The 18786-nt window shown below is 74.7% G+C and carries 19 protein-coding genes; 3 read left to right on the top strand and 16 right to left on the bottom strand.

Annotated features, from left to right (window positions below):
* Positions 1 to 42: 42 nt before the first annotated feature.
* Both rosag_RS24675 and rosag_RS24670 read right to left on the bottom strand, forming a co-directional pair.
* The gene (locus rosag_RS24675; RefSeq protein ID WP_284352860.1) at positions 43 to 621 is read right to left on the bottom strand and encodes a GNAT family N-acetyltransferase; all 579 of its coding nucleotides are present in this window, start codon (positions 619 to 621) and stop codon (positions 43 to 45) included.
* A complete protein-coding gene (locus tag rosag_RS24670; RefSeq protein WP_284352859.1) occupies positions 614 to 2095 on the bottom strand; it encodes a magnesium chelatase ATPase subunit I in 1482 nt (493 codons plus the stop codon). Before rosag_RS24670 ends, rosag_RS24675 begins: the two co-directional genes overlap by 8 nt.
* Before the next feature lie 409 nt (positions 2096 to 2504).
* Here rosag_RS24670 and rosag_RS24665 point away from each other — a divergent pair, with 409 nt between their 5' ends.
* Positions 2505 to 2717 carry a hypothetical protein gene (locus rosag_RS24665; RefSeq protein WP_284352858.1) on the top strand — a complete coding sequence of 71 codons (213 nt, stop codon included), beginning with the start codon at positions 2505 to 2507 and terminating at the stop codon, positions 2715 to 2717.
* 89 nt (positions 2718 to 2806) lie between these two features.
* Here the strand turns inward: rosag_RS24665 and ygfZ are convergent, their stop codons facing one another.
* From ygfZ to rosag_RS24600, 13 genes are all read right to left on the bottom strand, one after another.
* The gene (gene ygfZ, locus rosag_RS24660; protein WP_284352857.1) at positions 2807 to 4009 is read right to left on the bottom strand and encodes a CAF17-like 4Fe-4S cluster assembly/insertion protein YgfZ; all 1203 of its coding nucleotides are present in this window, start codon (positions 4007 to 4009) and stop codon (positions 2807 to 2809) included.
* A complete protein-coding gene (locus tag rosag_RS24655) occupies positions 4006 to 4728 on the bottom strand; it encodes an HAD-IA family hydrolase (protein WP_284352856.1) in 723 nt (240 codons plus the stop codon). The genes ygfZ and rosag_RS24655 overlap by 4 nt, the downstream gene beginning before the upstream one ends.
* A gap of 127 nt (positions 4729 to 4855) precedes the next feature.
* A complete protein-coding gene (locus tag rosag_RS24650) occupies positions 4856 to 5971 on the bottom strand; it encodes an OmpA family protein (protein WP_284352855.1) in 1116 nt (371 codons plus the stop codon).
* Between the two features lie 329 nt (positions 5972 to 6300).
* Positions 6301 to 7608: a (Fe-S)-binding protein gene (locus rosag_RS24645; RefSeq protein ID WP_284352854.1), complete on the bottom strand. Its 1308-nt coding sequence runs from the start codon at positions 7606 to 7608 to the stop codon at positions 6301 to 6303.
* Positions 7605 to 8819: an FAD-binding oxidoreductase gene (locus rosag_RS24640; RefSeq protein ID WP_284352853.1), complete on the bottom strand. Its 1215-nt coding sequence runs from the start codon at positions 8817 to 8819 to the stop codon at positions 7605 to 7607. The genes rosag_RS24645 and rosag_RS24640 overlap by 4 nt, the downstream gene beginning before the upstream one ends.
* Positions 8816 to 10300, bottom strand: coding sequence for an FAD-linked oxidase C-terminal domain-containing protein (locus tag rosag_RS24635; RefSeq protein ID WP_284352852.1), 1485 nt, complete (start codon positions 10298 to 10300; stop codon positions 8816 to 8818). Before rosag_RS24635 ends, rosag_RS24640 begins: the two co-directional genes overlap by 4 nt.
* Positions 10301 to 10984, bottom strand: coding sequence for an LON peptidase substrate-binding domain-containing protein (locus rosag_RS24630; protein ID WP_284352851.1), 684 nt, complete (start codon positions 10982 to 10984; stop codon positions 10301 to 10303). It abuts the gene before it with no gap.
* 83 nt (positions 10985 to 11067) lie between these two features.
* Positions 11068 to 11517, bottom strand: coding sequence for a response regulator (locus rosag_RS24625; protein ID WP_284352850.1), 450 nt, complete (start codon positions 11515 to 11517; stop codon positions 11068 to 11070).
* Between the two features lie 219 nt (positions 11518 to 11736).
* A complete protein-coding gene (locus tag rosag_RS24620; protein WP_284352849.1) occupies positions 11737 to 12633 on the bottom strand; it encodes a sigma-70 family RNA polymerase sigma factor in 897 nt (298 codons plus the stop codon).
* Positions 12634 to 12838: 205 nt separating this feature from the next.
* A complete protein-coding gene (locus tag rosag_RS24615; RefSeq protein ID WP_284352848.1) occupies positions 12839 to 13012 on the bottom strand; it encodes a hypothetical protein in 174 nt (57 codons plus the stop codon).
* Positions 13013 to 13356: 344 nt separating this feature from the next.
* A complete protein-coding gene (locus rosag_RS24610; RefSeq protein WP_284352847.1) occupies positions 13357 to 14109 on the bottom strand; it encodes a 3D domain-containing protein in 753 nt (250 codons plus the stop codon).
* Positions 14106 to 15311: a 3-dehydroquinate synthase gene (gene aroB, locus rosag_RS24605; RefSeq protein WP_284352846.1), complete on the bottom strand. Its 1206-nt coding sequence runs from the start codon at positions 15309 to 15311 to the stop codon at positions 14106 to 14108. Before aroB ends, rosag_RS24610 begins: the two co-directional genes overlap by 4 nt.
* Positions 15308 to 15853, bottom strand: a complete 546-nt coding sequence (locus rosag_RS24600) for a cob(I)yrinic acid a,c-diamide adenosyltransferase (protein WP_284352845.1) — start codon at positions 15851 to 15853, stop codon at positions 15308 to 15310. Before rosag_RS24600 ends, aroB begins: the two co-directional genes overlap by 4 nt.
* Before the next feature lie 192 nt (positions 15854 to 16045).
* Between rosag_RS24600 and rosag_RS24595 the strand changes: the two genes are divergently transcribed.
* Together rosag_RS24595 and rosag_RS24590 are read left to right on the top strand one after the other, a co-directional pair.
* The gene (locus rosag_RS24595) at positions 16046 to 17086 is read left to right on the top strand and encodes an NAD(P)/FAD-dependent oxidoreductase (protein ID WP_284352844.1); all 1041 of its coding nucleotides are present in this window, start codon (positions 16046 to 16048) and stop codon (positions 17084 to 17086) included.
* A gap of 2 nt (positions 17087 to 17088) precedes the next feature.
* Positions 17089 to 17562 (top strand): hypothetical protein, encoded by a 474-nt coding sequence (locus rosag_RS24590; RefSeq protein ID WP_284352843.1) that lies wholly within the window; start codon positions 17089 to 17091, stop codon positions 17560 to 17562.
* Positions 17563 to 17568: 6 nt separating this feature from the next.
* Here the strand turns inward: rosag_RS24590 and rosag_RS24585 are convergent, their stop codons facing one another.
* On the bottom strand, positions 17569 to 18759 hold the full coding sequence (locus rosag_RS24585) for an NAD(P)/FAD-dependent oxidoreductase (RefSeq protein WP_284352842.1): 1191 nt from the start codon (positions 18757 to 18759) through the stop codon (positions 17569 to 17571).
* Positions 18760 to 18786 lie beyond the last annotated feature (27 nt).

Below are 18786 nucleotides of genomic sequence, written 5' to 3'. Positions count from 1 at the left end.
AAGATCACTCCGCCAGGCCGATCGCGCACGGGGGTCGTGCGCTCAGTCGGCGGGCAGCCGGCGGACGAAGAGCTGCTCGGCCACCGTGAAGCCCATCGCCTGCCAGGCGGCGGTGGCGGTTGCGTTGTCGGCGGCGGCGTGCAGCCGCAGCTCGTCGAGCCCGCGCTCGCGCGTCCAGGCCTCGGCGGCCGCCATCAGCAGGTGCAGGATCCCCGTCCGCCGCGCCTCGGGCGCCACCCACACGGACGCGACGTAGCCGTAGCGCGGCGGGTCGAGCAGCGGCGAGCCGCGCCCCTCCATGCAGCGCAGGATCCCCAGCGCGCCGCCCGCGGCATCGACCGCCAGCCAGGTCGCCTCGTGCGGTGACGCGAGCTGCTCGGCGAACAGCCTGCGCGCCCGCTCGGGGGCGTCGGCGCGCAGCCGGCCGTAGACCACGTTGCCCGCGTGCGCGCGCAGCAGCGCGAGGCGCATCGCGAGCACGACCTCCAGGTCGTCGGGCGTCGCGCGGCGCACCGTCACCGGCGGCGTCGTCGCCGGCGGCGTCGTCGCCGGCGGTGTCGTCGCCGACGGCGCCGGCCGCGCGGCGCTGCCGCGGCGGCCGGCGGGGCGCCGTTCAGGCACTCAGGCCGCCGCCGAACAGGTCCTGGCCCGGCCGCCGCCGCTGCTCGTTCTGCGCGCGGCCGTACTGGCCCGCGTCGGAGCGCGAGATCTTCTTGCGCGCCACCAGCGCCTCGAGCACCACCTCGCATGCCGCGGCCACGAAGCCCGGATCGTCGTCGTCGGCCAGCCGGCCGGCGCGCACCGCGTCGCGCAGCCCGGGCACCGTGTCGTACGCCTGCGCCACCAGCGCCGACGGCAACTCGTCGTCCACCTGCAGCGCGCCGCCCTCGTCGAACCAGATGATGACGTCGTCCAGGCGGAGCGCGCCCGCGTGCGCCTTGAGCGTCGCGTCGGCGGCGCGGCGGATCAGCTCCCGCGCGATCGCGGGGCCGCCCACCAGCTCCCCCTCGTACTCCAGCTCCAGCTTCCCGGTGATCGCGGGCAGCGCGGCGAAGACGTCGGCCAGCCGCGGCACCACGTCGCCGTCGCCCGTGCGCGCGGCGCGCCGCTCCGCGTTCGAGACGACGTTCTCCATCACCGTGATCGGCATGCGCTGCGACACGCCCGAGCGCTTGTCCACGCGCTTGTCGGTGCGCGCCTCGAACGCCACGCGCTCGACCACCTCCGCGACCAGCGGCGGGACGCGCACGGGGAGCGCGTTGCCGTCGGCGTCCTCGCGCGCGGTCCACGCTTCCTGCTGCGTGATCGCGATGCCCAGCTCCACGCTCTCGGGGTAGTGCGTCACCACCTCGCTGCCGATGCGGTCCTTGAGCGGCGTGATGATCTTGCCGCGCGCCGTGTAGTCCTCGGGGTTCGCGGTGAAGCAGAGCAGCACGTCCAGCGGCAGCCGCACCGGGTAGCCTTTGATCTGGACGTCGCCCTCCTGCATGATGTTGAACAGGCCCACCTGCACCTTGCCGGCGAGGTCGGGCAACTCGTTGAGCGCGAAGATGCCGCGGTTGGCGCGCGGCAGCATGCCGTAGTGGATCGTCAGCTCGTCGGAGAGCAGGTGCCCGCCGCGCGCCGCCTTGATCGGGTCCACGTCGCCGATGATGTCGGCGATCGTCACGTCGGGCGTGGCGAGCTTCTCGACGTAGCGGCCGTCGCGTCCCACCCAGGCGATGGGCGTGTCGTCGCCCGCCTCCGCCAGCCGCTGGCGCGCGAACTTGGAGATCGGCGCGAACGGGTCGTCGTTCACCTCGCTGCCGGCCACCACCGGGATCTCCGGATCGAGCAGCCCGACCAGCGCGCGCAGGATGCGGCTCTTCGCCTGCCCGCGCAGCCCCAGGAGGATGAAGTTGTGGCGCGAGAGGAGGGCGTTGACGATCTGCGGCATGACCGTCTCCTCGTAGCCCAGGACGCCCTCGAAGAGCGGGCCGCCGCCGGCGAGGCGCACGAGGAGGTTGCGCCGCACCTCGTCCTTCACGGATCGGGCGCGACGGGAGGCGAACGACGAGCGCTTGAGCGCGCCCAGGGTGTCGGGACGTGACGCCACGGGGGATCTCCGGGAAGGCGATGGAACGCTTTGCACACGCCAGGCGGCCGCAAGATCCATTCGAGCGGGGCGCGGCGCACGGGGCAGCGCGCGGCGCGCGTGCATCGCGCCGGCACCGGGCCGAACGCGCGGCGCCGGCGCCAGGTTCGTGCGGCTGCGGACGTCGTCGAGGCGGAGAATCGCGGCCGCCCGCAGGTCGCGCGCATGCCACATGCGTACGAGACGCCGCCGAAAGGCGTTGGTAGTGCGCGACTTGCCGGAGGTACCCCGTGGCATGCGTACCTTGACAGCCCTCTACGCGCCGGTGAGATTGGACGCGCCAAATCCGAGCCCGACATTTCGGGCGCGGATATGTGGCGCGCCGATCGTGCGCGTCACAGTCCCCCGCCCCACCCCCAGGAGATCGCTGATGAAGCGCCTTGCCCTCGTCGCTGCCGTGCTCGTTCTCGCCGCCTGCTCCACGAAGGAAGAGACCCCGGTGGCTGACACGGCCGCGCCGGCGATGACCCCGGCTCCGGCCGCGATGGACACCGCCATGAAGGTTGACACGACCATGAAGACGGATTCGGCTGCCAAGGCCGACTCGGCCGCGAAGACGGATTCGGCCGCGAAGCACCCGTAATCTCCTGGCTCGGTTTGGCAAGAGCGGGGCGCGTCGCGACAGCGACGCGCCCCGCTCTTGTTTTCCCACTCGCCGCGTCGGCGGATCGCCTAGAGCGGGAAGGGAAGCGGCCCCACCGTCACGCCCCGCTCGGTGCGGAAGCGCGGATCGTCCGCCGTCGCGCCAGCCGCCGCTCCGTCACCCGCCGCCCCGTCCTCCGGGGTCGAGCTCCACCGCGCGGTCAGCACCGCGCCGAGCGGCACCTCGCGGCGCACCATCCCCAGCGCGACGCCGCCGAGGCGCGGCGAGAGCATGCTCGAGCGCACGTCGCCCACGACGCGCCCCTCCTCGTCCAGCAGCTGCGCGCCGCGCGGCACCGGCGTCCCGTCGGGCGGATACGCCAGCCCGCGCAGGTGCCGGTTCACGTGCCCGCGGAAGTGGATGCGCGCGACGACCTCCTGCCCGGTGTAGCACCCCTTCGTGTACGAGATCGCCCGCAGCTCGTCGAGGTTCGCCTCCTGCGGCAGCGTGCCGTCGTCCACGTCCTGGCCCCACTCGGGGTAGCCCGCTTCCACGCGCGCGATCGCGTACGCCAGCTCGCCGCCGGCGACGATCCCCGGCGCCGCGCCCGCCACGCGCGCCCACGCCGCGTCGAACGCCGACGCCGGCACCAGCACCTCGAAGCCGTCGAGCCCCAGGTCGGGAACGCGCACCACCAGCAGCGCCTCGCCGCCCGACGTGAGCGTCGCGTGGCCGTACGGCGCCAGCTGCGACAGCGCCGACGGCGGCGTCCCGAACGCGGCCGCCAGCGCGTCGCGCGCGTGCACGCCGTACAACCCGAAGGCGCGCACCTGCTCGGTGATGCGCGCGTACGGCGCCAGGCGCGGGTTCACGTACTTCTTCAGCATCCCGCCCCACCCCTCGGCCGCACGCGCGGGGACGTCGACCACGAGCGCGACGTCGTCCAGCCACGTCCGCACGCCGTCGACGCTGGGCGGGACGGCGGTGCCGCCGTCGATCGCGAACACGCGCACGTCGGCGATGATCTTCCCCTTGGGCGTCAGCGCGGCGGCGTAGCAGCCGTGGCCCGCCGCGAGCGCCGCGACGTCGTTGGTGACCAGCCCGGTCAGCGTCTCGCGCGCCTTGGCGCCGCGGAGCGTCCAGCGGTCGCGATGGCTGCGGTCCACGAGCAGCGCGCCGGTGCGCAGCGCCGCGTACTCCGTCGCCGGGTCGCCGTAGTCGCGGACCAGCGTCGGCGGCGCGGAGGGCGCGGAGCCCACGGCGCGCGCGGACGGAGGCGTGGGAGCGGTCATGTCGGAACGGGAGCGAGATCGAGAAGGGCCGCGAGCGAGCCCGGGGTGAGGCCGGCGAGCGTCGTGAGCCGGGCGTCCGGCGAGGCGCCGCGCTCGTCGTCGTCCGACGCGCGGTGCGCGGATGATGCCACGCGGACCGTCCGCAGGCCGGCGGCGCGTGCGGCCGCGACGCCGAGCGCGTCGTCCTCGAACGCGACCGTCGCGGCTGGCGCCGCGCCGCCGCGCGCGGCCAGCCGCGCCAGCGCCAGTCGGTGCCCGTCCGCCGCCGGCCGCGGCGCCCGCACGTCGTCCGCGGTCACGACGCACGCAAAGTGCGCCTCGAGCCCGGCGAGGGCGAGCACCCCGTCCACCTCGCGGCGTCGCGCGCGCGTGACGAGACCGAGGCGCAGCGCGCCGGCGAGCGCGTCCAGCGCCTCGCGCGCACCGGGCGCCAGCGTCGCGCCCGCGGCCAGCTGCGCCGCGAACGCCCGCTCCGCGCGCCGCGCGACCAGCTCGACCGCGGTGTCGTCGAGCGCACGCGCGGCCTCCGACGTCGGCGCCAGCCGCGCAGCGGCCACCACCGCCGCCGCGTCGGGCGAGAGGCCCGCGCACCACGCGTCGTACTGCGCCGGCGCGAGCGTCACGCCGTCGTCCGCGAGCGCGCGCCGCAGCGCCTCCCGCCGCGCGGCGTGCGTGTCGACCAGCACGCCCTCGAGCTCGAACAGCGCCGCCTGCAGCATGCGGCCAAATGTATCGCGGCATCCGGAGGCGCGAGAGCGGCGCGCGTCACCCCACGATGCACGACGGGCCGACTCCGTGAGGAGCCGGCCCGTCGCGTTCCGTCAGGCGGCGCGCGTCAGACGCGCATCAGCGGCCGCTGTTGTCCAGCTCGATGAGCGTGCGACGGTTCGTCGCGCGGCCCTCGGGGTTGCTGTTCGAGGCCACCGGGTTGCCCTCGCCCGCGGCGCGCGGCGTCATGCGGCTCTCGGAGATCCCCTTGCTCACCAGGTACGCGCGCACGGCCTCGGCGCGGCGCTCGGAGAGGCGGTTGTTGTAGCTCTCGCCGCCGATCGCGTCCGTGTTGCCCGTCAGGATCAGCTTCAGCTGCGTCGCCTCGGGGCGCGACATCGACGCCGCGATGTCGTCCAGGATGCGGCGCGCGTCGCTCGAGATCTCGGCGCGGTCGAAGTCGAAGTTCACGACGCCGATGACGACCGTCGCGCTGCTCGCCGTCGACGTGCTGGTCGCCGCGTTGGCGCCCGGCTGCGTCGCCGCGGCGATGCGGTCGCGGTAGATCGTGTCGGGCGGCGTGACGACGCGGACCGTGTCGACGCGCGCGATCGTCTGCGTCACGACCGACGTCGTCGGCTGGTTGCGGAACAGGATGCCGAGGCCGAGGCGGATGCTCGGCTCGAAGCGCGGCGTGCGCTCCTCGTTGTCGATCTCGTTCGCCTCGTCGCGCGGCTCCTTGTCGTCGATCACGTACAGGCCGCCGACGTCGCCGCGGATCGTGACGCGCGGCGTGACGAAGAGGCGCAGGCCGAGCAGGCCGGTCGGGCCGTGGCCGCGCGGGCCGACGCCGTTCACGCGCTCGCGCGCGAAGCCGTCGTAGCCGTAGCCGGCGCCGATGTGGAAGCTCGTGCGGCCGCGCTGCGGCGTGTTGTAGAGCAGGCGCACGTCCCACAGCGTGTGCGAGACGTCGTCGAGGTCCGTGCGGTTCGGGAACGGGTTGATCGTCGGCTTGGTGACGCCGAACGACACCTCGCCCTCGACGGCCAGGTTGTTCCAGATGTAGTAGCCGAGGCGGCCGCCGCCGGCGATCACGTTGTCCGTCTGCGTCTCGTCGGGGAAGATCGTGTAACGGCCGATGGCGCCGATCTCGATGGCGCGCTGCCGGATGCCCGTGGGCAGCTGGGCCGACGCGAGCGACGGCAGCGCCAGGGCGGCGAGCATGCCGGCAGTGACAACCAGACGTGTCTTCATGTGGGAGGTCGTGAGGGTAAGCCGGGCGCGGCGCGACAGCGAACGATCGAACGAACGTGGGCGAGGCCTCCGGTCCGACGTCCGTGCGCACTCCGTCGCCGAACCGCGGCCAATATACAGCGGCCCGGTCCATGGCACGATCGACGGCGCGTCACGCGATGCGTTGGGCGAGGCCCGTGTCAGTGTCGGGGTCGCCTTCGCACGTTCCATGCGCGCGCGACGCACTGTGCCGTACAAACGCATGTAGCGAGCACACGGCGACGCCCGGTGCGGCGCGCGCGCCACAGTCGCGCGATAAACAGACGTCGCGCGGCGACTGCGGGTGCGCTCTAGCGCGGCGCCGACGCGTACGCGGCGTCCAGCAGCTCCACCGGATGGACCACGCGCGCGGCCAACCCGCTGCGCGCGAGCCCCGCGCCCAGCTGCATCAGGCACCCCGGATTGCCGCTCGCCACCAGCGCGGCGCCCGTCTCCGCGACGTGCTGCAGCTTGGGCGCGAGCACCGCGTCCGACGTCTCGGGCTCGATCAGGTTGTAGATCCCCGCGCTGCCGCAGCACTGGTCCGCCTCGGCCAGCGGCACTAGCTCCACGCCGCCCACCGCGCGCAGCACCGCCAGCGGCGGGTCCGCGAGGCGCTGCGCGTGCAGCAGATGGCAGGGGGCGTCGTAGGTCACGCGCACCGGCGCGGCGCCGTCACGCACGCGGCCCCGTGCGGGGCGCGGGCCGGCCGCCGCCAGCAGCTCGCTCACGTCACGCGCCCGCTGCGCGACGGCGTGCGCACGCTCGGCCCACGCGGGATCGTCGGCCAGCAGGTGCCCGTACTCCTTGAGCATCGCGCCGCAGCCCGCGGAGTTGGTGACGATCGTGGCGTCCGGCGCGCGCTCGAACGCGGCGATGTTGGTGCGCGCGAGCGCCCGCGCGCCTTCGAGGTCGCCCGCGTGCGCGTGCAGCGCGCCGCAGCACCCCTGCCTGCGCGCCGCCGTCATGCGGTAGCCGTTGTGCGCGAGCGTGCGGCGCGTGGCGGCGTGCGTGTGCGCGTAGAGGCCGCGCATCACGCAGCCCTCCAGCAGCACGGCCGGCCCGCGCGCGCCGTCGCCCGCGGCGCGCCAGCCGCGCGTCGGCACAGCGCGGCGCGTCGAGGCGAGCATCGCCATCGCGAAGCCCAGGCGCCCGCGCACCACGCGCGCGAGCAGGCCCGGGATGCGGGTCGCGCGCAGCACGCGCGCGCCGAAGAGCACGAGCGCCAGCAGCCACCGGCGCGCGAAGGTGCCGAGGATCACGCGCGCCACGAGCGGGCGCGGGCGCCCCTCGGCCAGCGTCGCGCGCATCGCCTCCAGCATCTGGCCGTACGGCACGCCCGACGGACATGCGGTCTCGCACGCGCGGCAGCCCAGGCAGCGGTCGATGTGCGTCTGCACGTCGGGGTCGTCGACGGGCAGCGTCCCCTCGAGCACCTCGCGCATCAGCAGGATGCGGCCGCGCGGCGAGTCGTTCTCGTCCTGCAGGTTCACGTACGTGGGGCACGCCTGCAGGCAGAAGCCGCAGTGCACGCACGCGTCGATCCCCGATCGGACGTCGGCGAGCGGCGTGCCGGGGAGCGCGCACGGCGCGGCGACGGGAAGGGCGGTGGAGCTCATGATGATGCGGCGGGACCGGCGTCCGGCGCGTCCATCGCGCCGGGGTTGAGAAGGCCGTGCGGGTCGAACGCGGCGCGTACGCGGCGTGACAGCGCGTCGGTGGCGCGTGGCGCGCTCCAGTCGGCCGCGAGCATGGGCCAGAGCGCGGCGGGGGCGCGCTCCAGCACGCGGCGCACGGGCGGCGCATCCGTGGCGGGTGCCGACGCGCGCGGCATGCCGAAGCCGTCCGCGCCCGGCAGCACGAAGCGCACGACGCCGCGCGTGACGCTGGCATGCGCCATCAGCCCGAACGCGCGCGCGGCGGGCGCGAACAGCTCCGCGCACAGCGCGGCGAGGCGCGACGGCCGCGCGGAGATCCGCGCGACGATCGCATCCGCGGGCTCGCAGCCGCGCAGCCGTGCCCACACGTCGGGCGGCAGCTCGCGGAGATCGCCGAGCGTGGCGAGCGTCGCGCGCTGCGCGTCGACGGCGGAGGCGTTGCCGGCCAGCCGTGCCAGCAGCAGCGCGCGGTCGCCCGCGTCCAGCTGCGTGGCCAGCGGCGCGTTCACCAGCTCCAGCGCCCACGCGGCGAGCGACGCGGCGCGCAGGCGCGCCAGCCACGCATCCAGCTCGCGCACGGACGGCAGCGCGACGGCGACCGTCGCGTCCACCTCGGGGAGCGCGCGCAGCCGCACGCTGACCTCCGTGAGCGCGCCGAGCGTGCCCCACGCGCCCGTGAGCAGCCGCACGAGGTCGAAGCCGGCGACGTTCTTCACCACGCGACCGCCCGCGCGCACGACGTCGCCCGTGCCGGTGACGAACGCGAGCCCCAGCACGTTGTCGCGCGGCCCGCCGAACGCGTGCGCGAGCGGCCCGACCGATGCCGTGGCGACCGTCGCGCCGATGGTGCCCGCCGCGTCGCCGAACGGATCGAGCGCGAGGAGCTGGCGCTCCGCCGCCGTCACGCGCGCGATCTCGGACAGCGGCGTGCCCGCGCGCGCGGTGAGCGTGAGGTCGCCCGGCACGTAATCGACGATGCCGTGCAGCGCCGACAGCCGCAGCGTCGCGTCCGCGCGCACCGGCCGACCGCCGCCCGCCCACGTGCCGCCGCCCACGAGTCGCAGGCGCGTGCCGCGCGACGCCGCCTCGCGCACCAGCGCCGCCGTCTCGGGCTCGTCGCGCGGCGCGCCGAAGAGGGGCAGCGTCTCCGGCGCCGTCGCGGCGGTCGTCACGACGCGGCTCCCGCGTGCCGGCGCACGGCGGGCGTCGCGTGCCACTCGCGGCACGCGTGCACCGGCACGACCTTGCCCGGGTTCGCGCGGCGCTCCGGATCGAACACGTCGCGCAGCCGGCACATCGCGGCCAGCGACGGCGCGTCGAACAGCGCGTCCATGTAGTCGCGCTTGTCCAGCCCCACGCCGTGCTCGCCGGTGATGGTGCCGCCGGCGTCGATGCACGCCTGCATCACCTCCGACATCGCGGCGTGCACGCGCGCGCTCTCGTCGGCGTCGTGCGCGTCGTAGCTGATGTTCGGGTGCAGGTTGCCGTCGCCCGCGTGGAAGACGTTGCCGATGCGCACGCCGTGCGACGCGCCGATCTCGGCGATGCGCGCGAGCACCGCGGGCAGCCGCGTGCGCGGCACCACCGCGTCCTGGAGCACGAGGTGCGGGGCGATGCGGCCCATCGCGCCGAACGCCTTCTTGCGCCCCTGCCAGAGGCGCGCGCGCTGCGCCGCGTCGCTGGCCACCGCCACGTCGCGCGCGCCCTCGGCCCGGCAGAGCGCCGCGACGCGCGCCGCGTCCTCGTCCAGCCCCGCCGCCAGCCCATCGAGCTCGCACAGCAGGATCGCCGCCGCGTCCGTCGGATAGCCGGCCGCGTAGATCGACGCCTCCACCGCGCGGATCGCCGCGCCGTCCATCATCTCCAGCGCGGCGGGGACGATGCCGGCCGCGATGATGCGCGATACCGCGCGCGCCGCGTCGTCCATGTCGGCGAAGTCGGCCAGCAGCGTGCGCACCGCCTGCGGATCGCGCGCCAGCCGCACCGTCACGTCGAGCGCGATGCCGAAGCACCCCTCGCTGCCGACGAACGCGCCCAGCAGGTCGTAGCCGTCGTCCTCGCCGTCCGCGTCGCCGAGGGTGACGATCTCGCCGCTGGGCAGCAGCACCGTCACGGCGGCGACGTGGTTGAGCGTCACGCCGTACTTCAGGCAGTGCGGCCCGCCCGCGTTCTCCGCCACGTTGCCGCCGATGGTGCACGCGCTCTGGCTGGACGGATCGGGCGCGTAGTGCAGCCCGTACGGCGCCACCGCGCGCGTCAGCGTCACGTTCACCACGCCCGGCTCCACCACCGCGAGCGCGTTCTCGGCGTCGATCGACACGATGCGATTCAGCCGGTTCAGCCCCACGACGACGATGCCGTCGGCGAGCGAGCCGCCCGAGAGCCCGGTGCCCGCGCCACGCGCGACGAACGGCGCGCCCTCCGCCGCCAGCGCGCGCACCACCGCCACCAGCTCGTCGCGCGTGCCGGGCAGCACCGCCAGCGCCGGCTGCCGGTGGTAGCCCGGCAGGCCGTCGGAGTCGTAGACGCGCAGCGCGCTGGGACGCCGCAGCACGTGCCGCTCGCCGACGATCGCGGTCAGCGCCGCGGCCACGCGCGCGAGCGCGTCGGCGTCCAGCGCGTGCCCTCCGATCTCCGCAGTGTGCGCCGCCATTCAGGCCGACGGCGGAGCGTCGGGCGGCGCGTACGGCCCGTGCCCGTTGCGCCGAGCGCCCACGTGCACCTGCGCGCGCATCTCCACGCCCGGCAGCGCGCGCGTCAGCATCTCGTGCACCTCGCGCAGCCGCGCCACCGCGGACCGCGACGACAGCAGCCGCTGGCGCGTGCCCAGCTCCAGCTCCACGGCCGCCGCGATCGCGAACGACAGCGCGGCCGGATCGGACGGCAGGTCGGGGATCGGGTCGCCGTCGTCGGCGATCGCGCGCGCGGCGCGCGCCACGCGCTGGAACGCCTCGCGCGTCCCCGCGTCCAACGTGCGCAGCGTGTCGTGCGCGTCGGGCTCCGGCTCGTCGGTCCACGGACGCACCTCGGCCACCAGGTACGCGGTCTCCGACTCCACCAGTCGCGCGACGGCGAAGCGCTCGGCGCCCTCGACGAGGATGTTGGAGCGTCCGTCGGGCAGCGTCACGACGTCGCGCAGCTCGGCCACGCAGCCCACGGCCCCGGCGCGCGGCGGCTCGCTCCCCGCGCTCAACACGATGCCGAAGCGCCCGTCCCCACGCTCGCAGTCCGCGAGCAGCGCGCGGTAGCGCGGCTCGAAGACGTGCAACGGCAGCGTCGCACCGGGGAACAGCACGAGCGGCAGCGGGAAGAGCGGCAGGCGGGCAGACGACGTCACCCGGGCAAGCTACCTGCGCCGGTTCGTGAGGGGGAGCGCTGCGCGCCTCGCGCGCGCTCGGGCGCGCCGGTGCCGGTGCGCGCTCAGCCCGGTGCGTGCACGCGCGCGAGCATCGCGCGCAGCTCGGCCAGCTCGAACGGCTTGTTCAGCACCGGGCAGCTCGAGTGGCGCAGGAAGTCCGCGGCCTCCGACGACACCGAGTCGCCCGTCGAGAGGATCAGCCGGTCGAGCAGCTCGGGCCGCGCGGCCGCGAGCCGCGCGTGCAGCTCGATGCCGGAGATGCCGGGCATGCGCAGGTCCGAGATGATCACCGCGTACTCGCGCGTCGGCGCCCCGTCGTCGTCGCCCAGCAGGTGGCGCAGCGCCTCGGTCCCGTCCTCGGCCTCGTCGACGTCCCACCCCATGCGCACGAAGAAGCGGCGCAGCGCCTGGCGGATCACCGGCTCGTCGTCCACCAGCAGCGCGCGGGGGCGCGCGGCGTCGCTCGGAGTCGCGGCGGGCGCCGTGGGGCGGGGTTCGGACGGATCGTGCATACGACCGGGATGGGACGCGGGAAGCGCCGGCGTCGCGTGGATCGCGGCGGGCCGGCTTCGGAAGATATCCGGAGCGTTCATGAGGCCAAGCGGCGTCCCACGTCACGAATCGCCCCGTGCAGGCGGCCTCGTGCGTGCGCCCGCGGCTGCGCCGGAACGACGAAGGGGAGCCCCGTGTCGGGGCTCCCCTTCGTGACGTCCTCGCGGTGCGCGCGGCGGTCAGGCCGCGTGCCAGAACCCGGCGAGGGCGGTCCCGTCCGCGCTCTCGCGCAGCTTCGCGAAGGCGCGCTCGCGGATCTGGCGGATGCGCTCGCGGGTCACGCCCATCAGCGCGCCGATGCGCTCCAGCGTCATCTCCTCGGCCCCCTCCTCGAGGCCGTAGTAGAGCGCGAGGATCTTCCGCTCCCGCGGCGTCAGGTGCTGGGCGAGGGCGCTGTGCAGCGACTCGCGCATCAGCTTCTGGTGCGTCGCGTCCTCGATGTCCTCGCTGGCCTCGTCCGCGAAGCGCTCGCCCAGGGTGCTCGCGTCGCGGTCGCTGCGGTCGACGGGCGCGTCGAGGGAGACCTCGATCGTGCTCAGCTGGCGCGCGCTGCGGACGACCTCCGGCTCCTCCTCGATCAGCTTCGCCAGCTCCTCGTCGGTCGGGTCGCGCCGGAGGACCTGGGCAAGGATCGTCTCCGCGCGGCTCATGCGGATGAGCGCGGAGTTCTGGTTGAGCGGGATGCGCACGGAGCGCGTCTGCTCGGCCAGCGCCTTGAGGACCGCCTGGCGGACCCACCACACCGCGTAGGAGATGAACTTCACCCCCTGGTCGGGATCGAACTTCCGGACCGCCTTGAGCAGCCCCTCGTTCCCGATCGCCACCAGCTCGCTCAGCTCGAGCCCGTGGCCCTGGTACTTCTTCACGTACGAGATGACGAACCGCAGGTTGGCCGTCACCAGCCGCTCGGCCGCCACCTGGTCGCCCTTCTGGGCCAGGCGGGCGAGGCGGCGCTCCTCTTCCGGGTCCTCGATGAGGGGGAGGCGCTGGATGTCGTGGAGGTACTGGTCGAAGGCGCTGGAGGGGGAGGCACGGAAGAACTGCTTGGTGGACCGACCCTCTGTCGCTCGCTGCATAGACGCCCCGTACCGTGTCGCGGGAAGGAAAAGCGCGCGGAATGGACCCGCGCGCGCTGGCCTCGCGGGTGGCAGGGCGCCACGGTAATGCTGGGTACGCAGCCCGTCAACAAAAATGTCACGCGCCGCCGCGGCGGTAGGCCGGGGCGGTCGGGCGTGACGGGGCGCGGTCGCGAGGCGCCCGCCGGGGCGTCCTCGCCAGGGGTCAGACCGGGTCCTTGGGGCGCGTGCGGGTCGTCGCGGTCAGGACGCCGATGCCGATCATCACGATGACGCCGACGCCGATCCAGGTCGGCGGCACGTTCAGCAGGTAGGCGCCGACCGCGAGGCCGACGATCACCAGCAGGAAGCCGGTCAGGTAGGTGCCGAAGGACGACATGCCGGGAATCCTCTCGGGTCGGGGGGCGAAGGCGGCCCTGCGGCCGGACGCGTACCCGAGGGGCAAGTGCGGGGCCAGCCGGACGAGAACGCTGCGTCCCGCGTGACCGGCCGCTCGGGACACGTTGGTGCGCTGGACCTGAACGGCGAACTGCATCAGCAAGGATGAAAGTCTGAGAAGATCGGATAACGACGGATGGCTCCGGTGGAGTGCGACATTCCTCGCCGCCACACGGAGCGATCCGTCGTTATCAGACCTTCTTCAGAACTTCTCCTTGCATGCCGTTCGGGGCCGGCGCGACGGTGCACGCCACGGAGCACGCCGTACGTCACACGCAGCCGGTCTCAGTCCCCCGCGCCCACCAGCTGCGCGATCCCGTCCCGCATCCCGAACCGCACCGCGTCCCCGCAGTCGGGCGTCCAGATGTCGATCCGCGTGCCCTTGATGGCCGACCCGGTGTCCTCGACCTTGAACCGGCCCAGGTAGCGCCCCGCCGCGTACAGCTCGACGTGCCGGGCGAGCGGGAAGACGCGCGGATCGGCGGCGATGATCCCGGGACGGACGACCGTCCCACGCCGGGTGCGGCCGCGCAGGCAGTAGGCGGACAGGCGCACGTGCACCGCCTCGCCCGGCCGCGCCCGGGTCAGCAGCGACCGGAGCGCGGGGAGGCGCGGGCTGAGCACCCGCGGCAGCGCCAGGCGCGGCATGATCAGCCCCGACGACGCCAGCTTGAGCGCGGCGAACGGCTTGGGCAGCTCGCGGGCACCGGGCCTGGCGGCGGCCTTCCTCACGGCGACCACCGGGGGCGCGACGGCCTTCACGTGCACGGGGTGGTGCAGCCAGTCGCCGACGACCAGCACCGGCGCGTGCCGCTCGGTGTCGCTCTCGGTCGAGTCGGTCGCCGCGGAGTCCACCGCGAGCCCGGTGGCCAGCGTCTCCGCCTCCTCGTCCGACCCGCGCAGCCCCTCGCCCAGCTGCGCCAGCGCGGCCAGCCCGGCGACGGCGATCCACGCCAGCGCTCCGGCCAGCGTCGGCCGGCGACGTCCGGCGCGCGCCCGGCGGCGGTCGGGGACCGGCGCGGCGGCCGGACGACTCACGCGCGACGCTCCGCGTGCCACGCCGGCGCCAGCACCTCGCGCACGAGCGCGTCCGGCACGGGCACCGCCCACCGGCCGCCCGCGGGCTCCATCGCCCCGATGCGCCTGGGCAGCGCGTACTCGACGACGCCGGCGCGCGACTTCTTGTCGCCGCGGGTCGCCGCCAGCACGGCCTCCGGGTCGAGGGCGGTCGGGCGTCCGCTGGGGAGCCCCACCCGGTCGAGCGCCGCCGCCACCGTGGTCGCGGTGCCCGGCTCGGCCAGCCCCAGCCGTTCGGCGAGTCGCGCCTCGAGCGCCATGCCGGCCGCGACCGCCTCACCGTGCCGCAGGGCGAAGCCGCTCTCGGACTCGAGCGCGTGCCCGAGGGTGTGCCCGAAGTTCAGGATCTTGCGCATGCCGCCCTCCCGCTCGTCGTGCGCGACCACGGACGCCTTGATGGCCACGCTGCGCGCGACCACCCCAGTGAGGGACGCCAGCCACGCCGGTCGGTCACGTCCATCAGTGGACGCCGGCCGCCAGCGTGACAGGCTCGGCAGAAGCTCGGCGACGGCGTGAAAGTACGCCGTGTCCGCGATCACACCATGCTTGACGGACTCGGCCGCTCCGGCCAGCAGGTCGGCGCCCGGGAGGGTGACGAGCACGGCCGAGTCGATGACGACGGCCGCCGGGGGATGGAAGGCCCCGACGAGGTTCTTCCCGGCCGGCGTGTCCACGGCCGTCTTCCCGCCGACGGACGCGTCCACCATCGCCAGCAGGGTGGTCGGCACCTGGACGACCGGCACGCCCCGCATGAAGGTCGCGGCCACGAAGCCGGCCAGGTCGCCCACGACGCCGCCCCCGAGGGCGATCACTGTCGTGTCCCGTGCACAGCCGGCGGCCAGCATCGCGTCAGTCAGCTCCGCCCACCGCCCGCGCGTCTTCTCGGACTCGCCGGGCGGCACCTGCAGCACGAGCGGCTCGCCGATCGGCGCCAGCGTGGCCCGGACCCGGTCGGCGTGCAGCCCCGCGACCGTCGTGTCGGTGATCAGGACCAGCCGGTGGGCCGGCGCGTGCGCCGCGACGATGGCGCCCAGGCCATCCAGGGCCCCCTCGCCGATCCAGACCGGGTAGGGGAGGCGCCCCTCCGCGGCGTCGGAGAGGCCGGCTCGGGGCGGGACGTGCCGGCCGGGGGCCGCGGGGGCGCCCGGACCGCCGTCGCTCACCAGGTGACCTCTCCCGCGCCGGCGCGCCGGTTGGCCACGCGCGCCAGCATGAAGAGCAGGTCCGAGAGCCGGTTCAGGTACTGGATGACCAGCGCCGGCAGCTCGACCTCCTGCGCCAGCGTCACCACCCGCCGCTCCGCCCGGCGGCAGATCGTGCGGGCCACGTGCAGCGCCCCCGACTTGGGCGTTCCCCCCGGGAGGATGAAGCTCCGCAGCGGCTCCAGCTCCTGCTCGCAGTCGTCGATCGCCCGCTCCAGCTCCGCGATCCGCTCGTCGTCGATGCGGGCCTTCTGCAGCTGCTCGCGCATCTTCGCGTGGTCGGGGGTCGCCAGCAGCGCCCCGATCGCGAACAGGTCGCGCTGCACCGGCACCAGCACCTCGTCCACGCGCGGCATCAGCTCGATCGCCCGCGCGAGCCCGAGCGCCGCATTGAGCTCGTCCACGTCGCCGTAGGCCTCGACCCGCGGGTGGTCCTTGGAGACGCGCCCGCCGCCGAACAGCGCCGTGCCACCGGTGTCACCGGTCCGGGTGTAGATCTTCATAGGGTCGCAAAGTAGCGGAGGACGATACGGCGGAGAACGGAAGGGCGGAGGACGGTGGGGCGTGATACCAGAAGGCGGACCCCTCGGCTCGACGCTTCGAGCTTGGAGGGTCCGCCCTCTCGTTTCACGCCCTTCCGTCTTCCGCTTCACCGTCCTCCGCCCTTCCGTTCTCCGCCGTTTTAGGTTTGTCCCATGGCAACCCATCCCATCGTCGACATCACGATCATCGGCGGCGGCCCCACGGGCCTGTTCGCCTCCTTCTACGCCGGCATGCGCGGCGCCACGGCGCAGGTCGTGGACGCCCTCGCGCAGCTCGGCGGGCAGCTGACCGCGCTCTATCCCGAGAAGTACATCTTCGACGTCGCCGGCTTCCCGCAGATCCTCGCCAAGGACCTCGTGAAGCAGCTCGTCGACCAGCAGGCGCGCTGGAACTTCCCCGCGCACCTCGGGCAGCGCGTCGTCGGGCTGGAGGAGGGCGAGGACGCGGACGGGAAGCACCTCGTGCTCGTGACCGAGACCGACCGCTTCCCGACGCGCGCGATCGTCGTCGCCGCGGGCATCGGCGCGTTCTCGCCGCGGCGCCTCCCGCAGGCGTGCGCCGAGCCGTGGTACGGCCGCGGGATCTTCGACGTGGTCACCGATCCGGACGCGTACGCCGGCCAGCGCGTCCTCATCATCGGCGGCGGCGACAGCGCCTTCGACTGGGCCACGCAGCTCGTCGGCAAGGCGTCGCACGTGGCGCTCGCGCATCGCACCGACCGCTTCCGCGCGCACGGCGCGACGGTGTCGGAGTTCGAGGCGCACGTCGCCGCGGGCCGCGCCTCGCTGCACACCTTCCACGAGCTGCACGAGATCCAGTGCCACGACGGGCGCGACGACCGCTTCACGCACGTCGTGCTGCGGCAGACGAAGACGAAGGAGACGCTCCCGCTGGAGGTCGACGTCGTGCTGCCGATGCTCGGCTTCGTGAGCGACCTCGGCACGCTCACCGAGTGGGGGCTGCGCCTGGAGAAGGACGAGATCGTGGTGAACTCGCAGATGGAGACGGGGCGCGACGGCGTCTACGCCGCCGGCGACATCACGACCTATCCCGGGAAGCTGAAGCTCATCGCCTCGGGCTTCTCGGAGGCCGCGATCGCCGTCAACCAGGCCGTGCACCACATCTATCCCGAGAAGAAGGTCACGCCGGGCCACAGCTCGAACCTCGCGATCTTCGGGCAGAAGGACGACTGACGATGGACCGCCGGCGCCTCCTCGGCATCGCCCTCGCGCTCGCGGGCGCCTCGACGTCGCTCGGAGCGCAGGCGCCGGGCGGCGGCTGCACCTACGACGCGTGCGCGCTGCGCCGCGAGGGCGTGTTCTTCTCGCAGCGCATCCTCGCCGGCGTCGATGGGCGGGTGGTGGCGCGCCAGGGCTTCGCGGGCTTCCGCCTCGACTCCGCGCTCGCGACCTCTCCGCGCGCGATGGCCGAGGCGCGCATCCACCGCCGCGAGGCCGGCGTGGCCGGTGTGCTGCTCCTCGCAGGCTCGGTGCTGGGGGCGGTGGCGCTGATCGACGCCTCGCGCGATGGCGTCGAGCTGTCGAACACGCGCGCGACCATGCTCGTGGCCGGCGCCGGGATGTCGCTCGTGGGCGGCTGGCGCGCACAGATCGCCGACCGCGCCCTCAACCGTGCGCTCTGGTGGTACAACCGCGACCTGCCGCGCTGAACGCGCCTACAGCAGGTCGCTGACGGGCAGTGCGTCGCCCTCGGCGAACCGCGACGGACGGAACGGGCGCGCGTCGAGCGCGCCCGTTCGGCCGTCCAGGATCAGCTCCGCCACCAGCTGCCCGATCGCGGGCGCGTGCATCACGCCGTGCCCCGAGCTGCCGTTCGCGAGCACGAGGTTCGGACATGCGTCGTCGACGCCGAGGATGAGCGTCTTGTCGGGCGACATCTCGTAGAGGCCGACCCAGTGCGCCGCGTCGTCCAGCGGCACGCCGCGGAGCGCGGGCACGCGCGCGTCGGTGAAGGCGCGCACCGCGTCGAGCCACGGCCGGTGCAGCGACAGGTCCCACGCGTCGCCGTTCGCGCCGGGCGTGTCCACCGGCCAGTTGAGCAGCGCGCGGCCGTCGCGCACGCGCAGGTGGAAGGCGTCGCGCGTCCAGATCGTCATCGGGAAGCCGTCGTCGAGCGGCGCGGGCACGGGCCGTGAGACCGCGATCTGCCGCCGTACGGGCCGCACCGGCAGCGACACGCCGCAGCGCTGCGCCAGCGCGCCGGCCCACGCGCCCGCCGCGTTGACGACGACGTCGGGCGTCCACCGCTCGCCGTCCGCGTGCACCGCGGCGATGCGTCCGTCGGCCGCGCGATCGACGTGCGCGACGCGCGCGCCCCAGCGCACGCGCGCGCCGCGCCGCTGCGCGTCGTCCAGGTAGCCGCGCAGGATCCCCATCGGGCGGATGGTGCCGTCGGCCGGGCCCCACGCCGCGCCCACCGCGCCGTCGAGCTCCACGTGCGGATTGATCGCGGCCGCCTGCGCGGGCGTCAGCTCGATGGTTTCCGGCGCGCCGCACGCGTGCTGCACCGCGCGCGCGTCGCGGAACGCCGCCAGCGCGGCCGCGTCGTGCGCCAGGAAGAGGTACCCCACCGGTCGATAGCCCGCGTCGCCGCCCGTGTCGTCGGCGAAGCGGCGCAGCTTCTCGCGCGCCAGCAGCGACAGCATGACGTTGGGCGCGGTCGCGAACTGCACGCGGAAGCCGCCGGTCGCGCGCGCCGTGCTGCCCGCGCCGGGCGCGTCGCCCGCGTCCAGCAGCACGACGTCGCGCGCGCCGCGCGCGACCAGGTGCCAGGCGACGCTGGCGCCGATCACGCCGGCGCCGACGATCAGGACGGACGGCGCGTGCGTCGAGAAGAGGGCGGCCATGGCGCGCTACGATACAGCCGGGCGCGC

This window comes from Roseisolibacter agri (genome assembly GCF_030159095.1).
GTDB lineage: Bacteria > Gemmatimonadota > Gemmatimonadetes > Gemmatimonadales > Gemmatimonadaceae > Roseisolibacter > Roseisolibacter agri.
This window is presented reverse-complemented; position numbering and strand designations above follow the sequence as displayed.

Excerpts from the sequence above, each read along its gene's own strand:
- rosag_RS24600 (WP_284352845.1), bottom strand. The coding sequence starts at position 15,853 with ATGAAGATCTACACCCGGACCGGTGACACCGGTGGCACGGCGCTGTTC.
- rosag_RS24615 (WP_284352848.1), bottom strand. The coding sequence starts at position 13,012 with ATGTCGTCCTTCGGCACCTACCTGACCGGCTTCCTGCTGGTGATCGTC.
- rosag_RS24595 (WP_284352844.1), top strand. The coding sequence starts at position 16,046 with ATGGCAACCCATCCCATCGTCGACATCACGATCATCGGCGGCGGCCCC.
- rosag_RS24650 (WP_284352855.1), bottom strand. The coding sequence starts at position 5,971 with ATGAAGACACGTCTGGTTGTCACTGCCGGCATGCTCGCCGCCCTGGCG.
- rosag_RS24635 (WP_284352852.1), bottom strand. The coding sequence starts at position 10,300 with ATGGCGGCGCACACTGCGGAGATCGGAGGGCACGCGCTGGACGCCGAC.
- rosag_RS24645 (WP_284352854.1), bottom strand. The coding sequence starts at position 7,608 with ATGAGCTCCACCGCCCTTCCCGTCGCCGCGCCGTGCGCGCTCCCCGGC.
- rosag_RS24620 (WP_284352849.1), bottom strand. The coding sequence starts at position 12,633 with ATGCAGCGAGCGACAGAGGGTCGGTCCACCAAGCAGTTCTTCCGTGCC.
- rosag_RS24585 (WP_284352842.1), bottom strand. The coding sequence starts at position 18,759 with ATGGCCGCCCTCTTCTCGACGCACGCGCCGTCCGTCCTGATCGTCGGC.
- rosag_RS24665 (WP_284352858.1), top strand. The coding sequence starts at position 2,505 with ATGAAGCGCCTTGCCCTCGTCGCTGCCGTGCTCGTTCTCGCCGCCTGC.
- rosag_RS24590 (WP_284352843.1), top strand. The coding sequence starts at position 17,089 with ATGGACCGCCGGCGCCTCCTCGGCATCGCCCTCGCGCTCGCGGGCGCC.
- rosag_RS24625 (WP_284352850.1), bottom strand. The coding sequence starts at position 11,517 with ATGCACGATCCGTCCGAACCCCGCCCCACGGCGCCCGCCGCGACTCCG.
- rosag_RS24655 (WP_284352856.1), bottom strand. The coding sequence starts at position 4,728 with ATGCTGCAGGCGGCGCTGTTCGAGCTCGAGGGCGTGCTGGTCGACACG.
- ygfZ (WP_284352857.1), bottom strand. The coding sequence starts at position 4,009 with ATGACCGCTCCCACGCCTCCGTCCGCGCGCGCCGTGGGCTCCGCGCCC.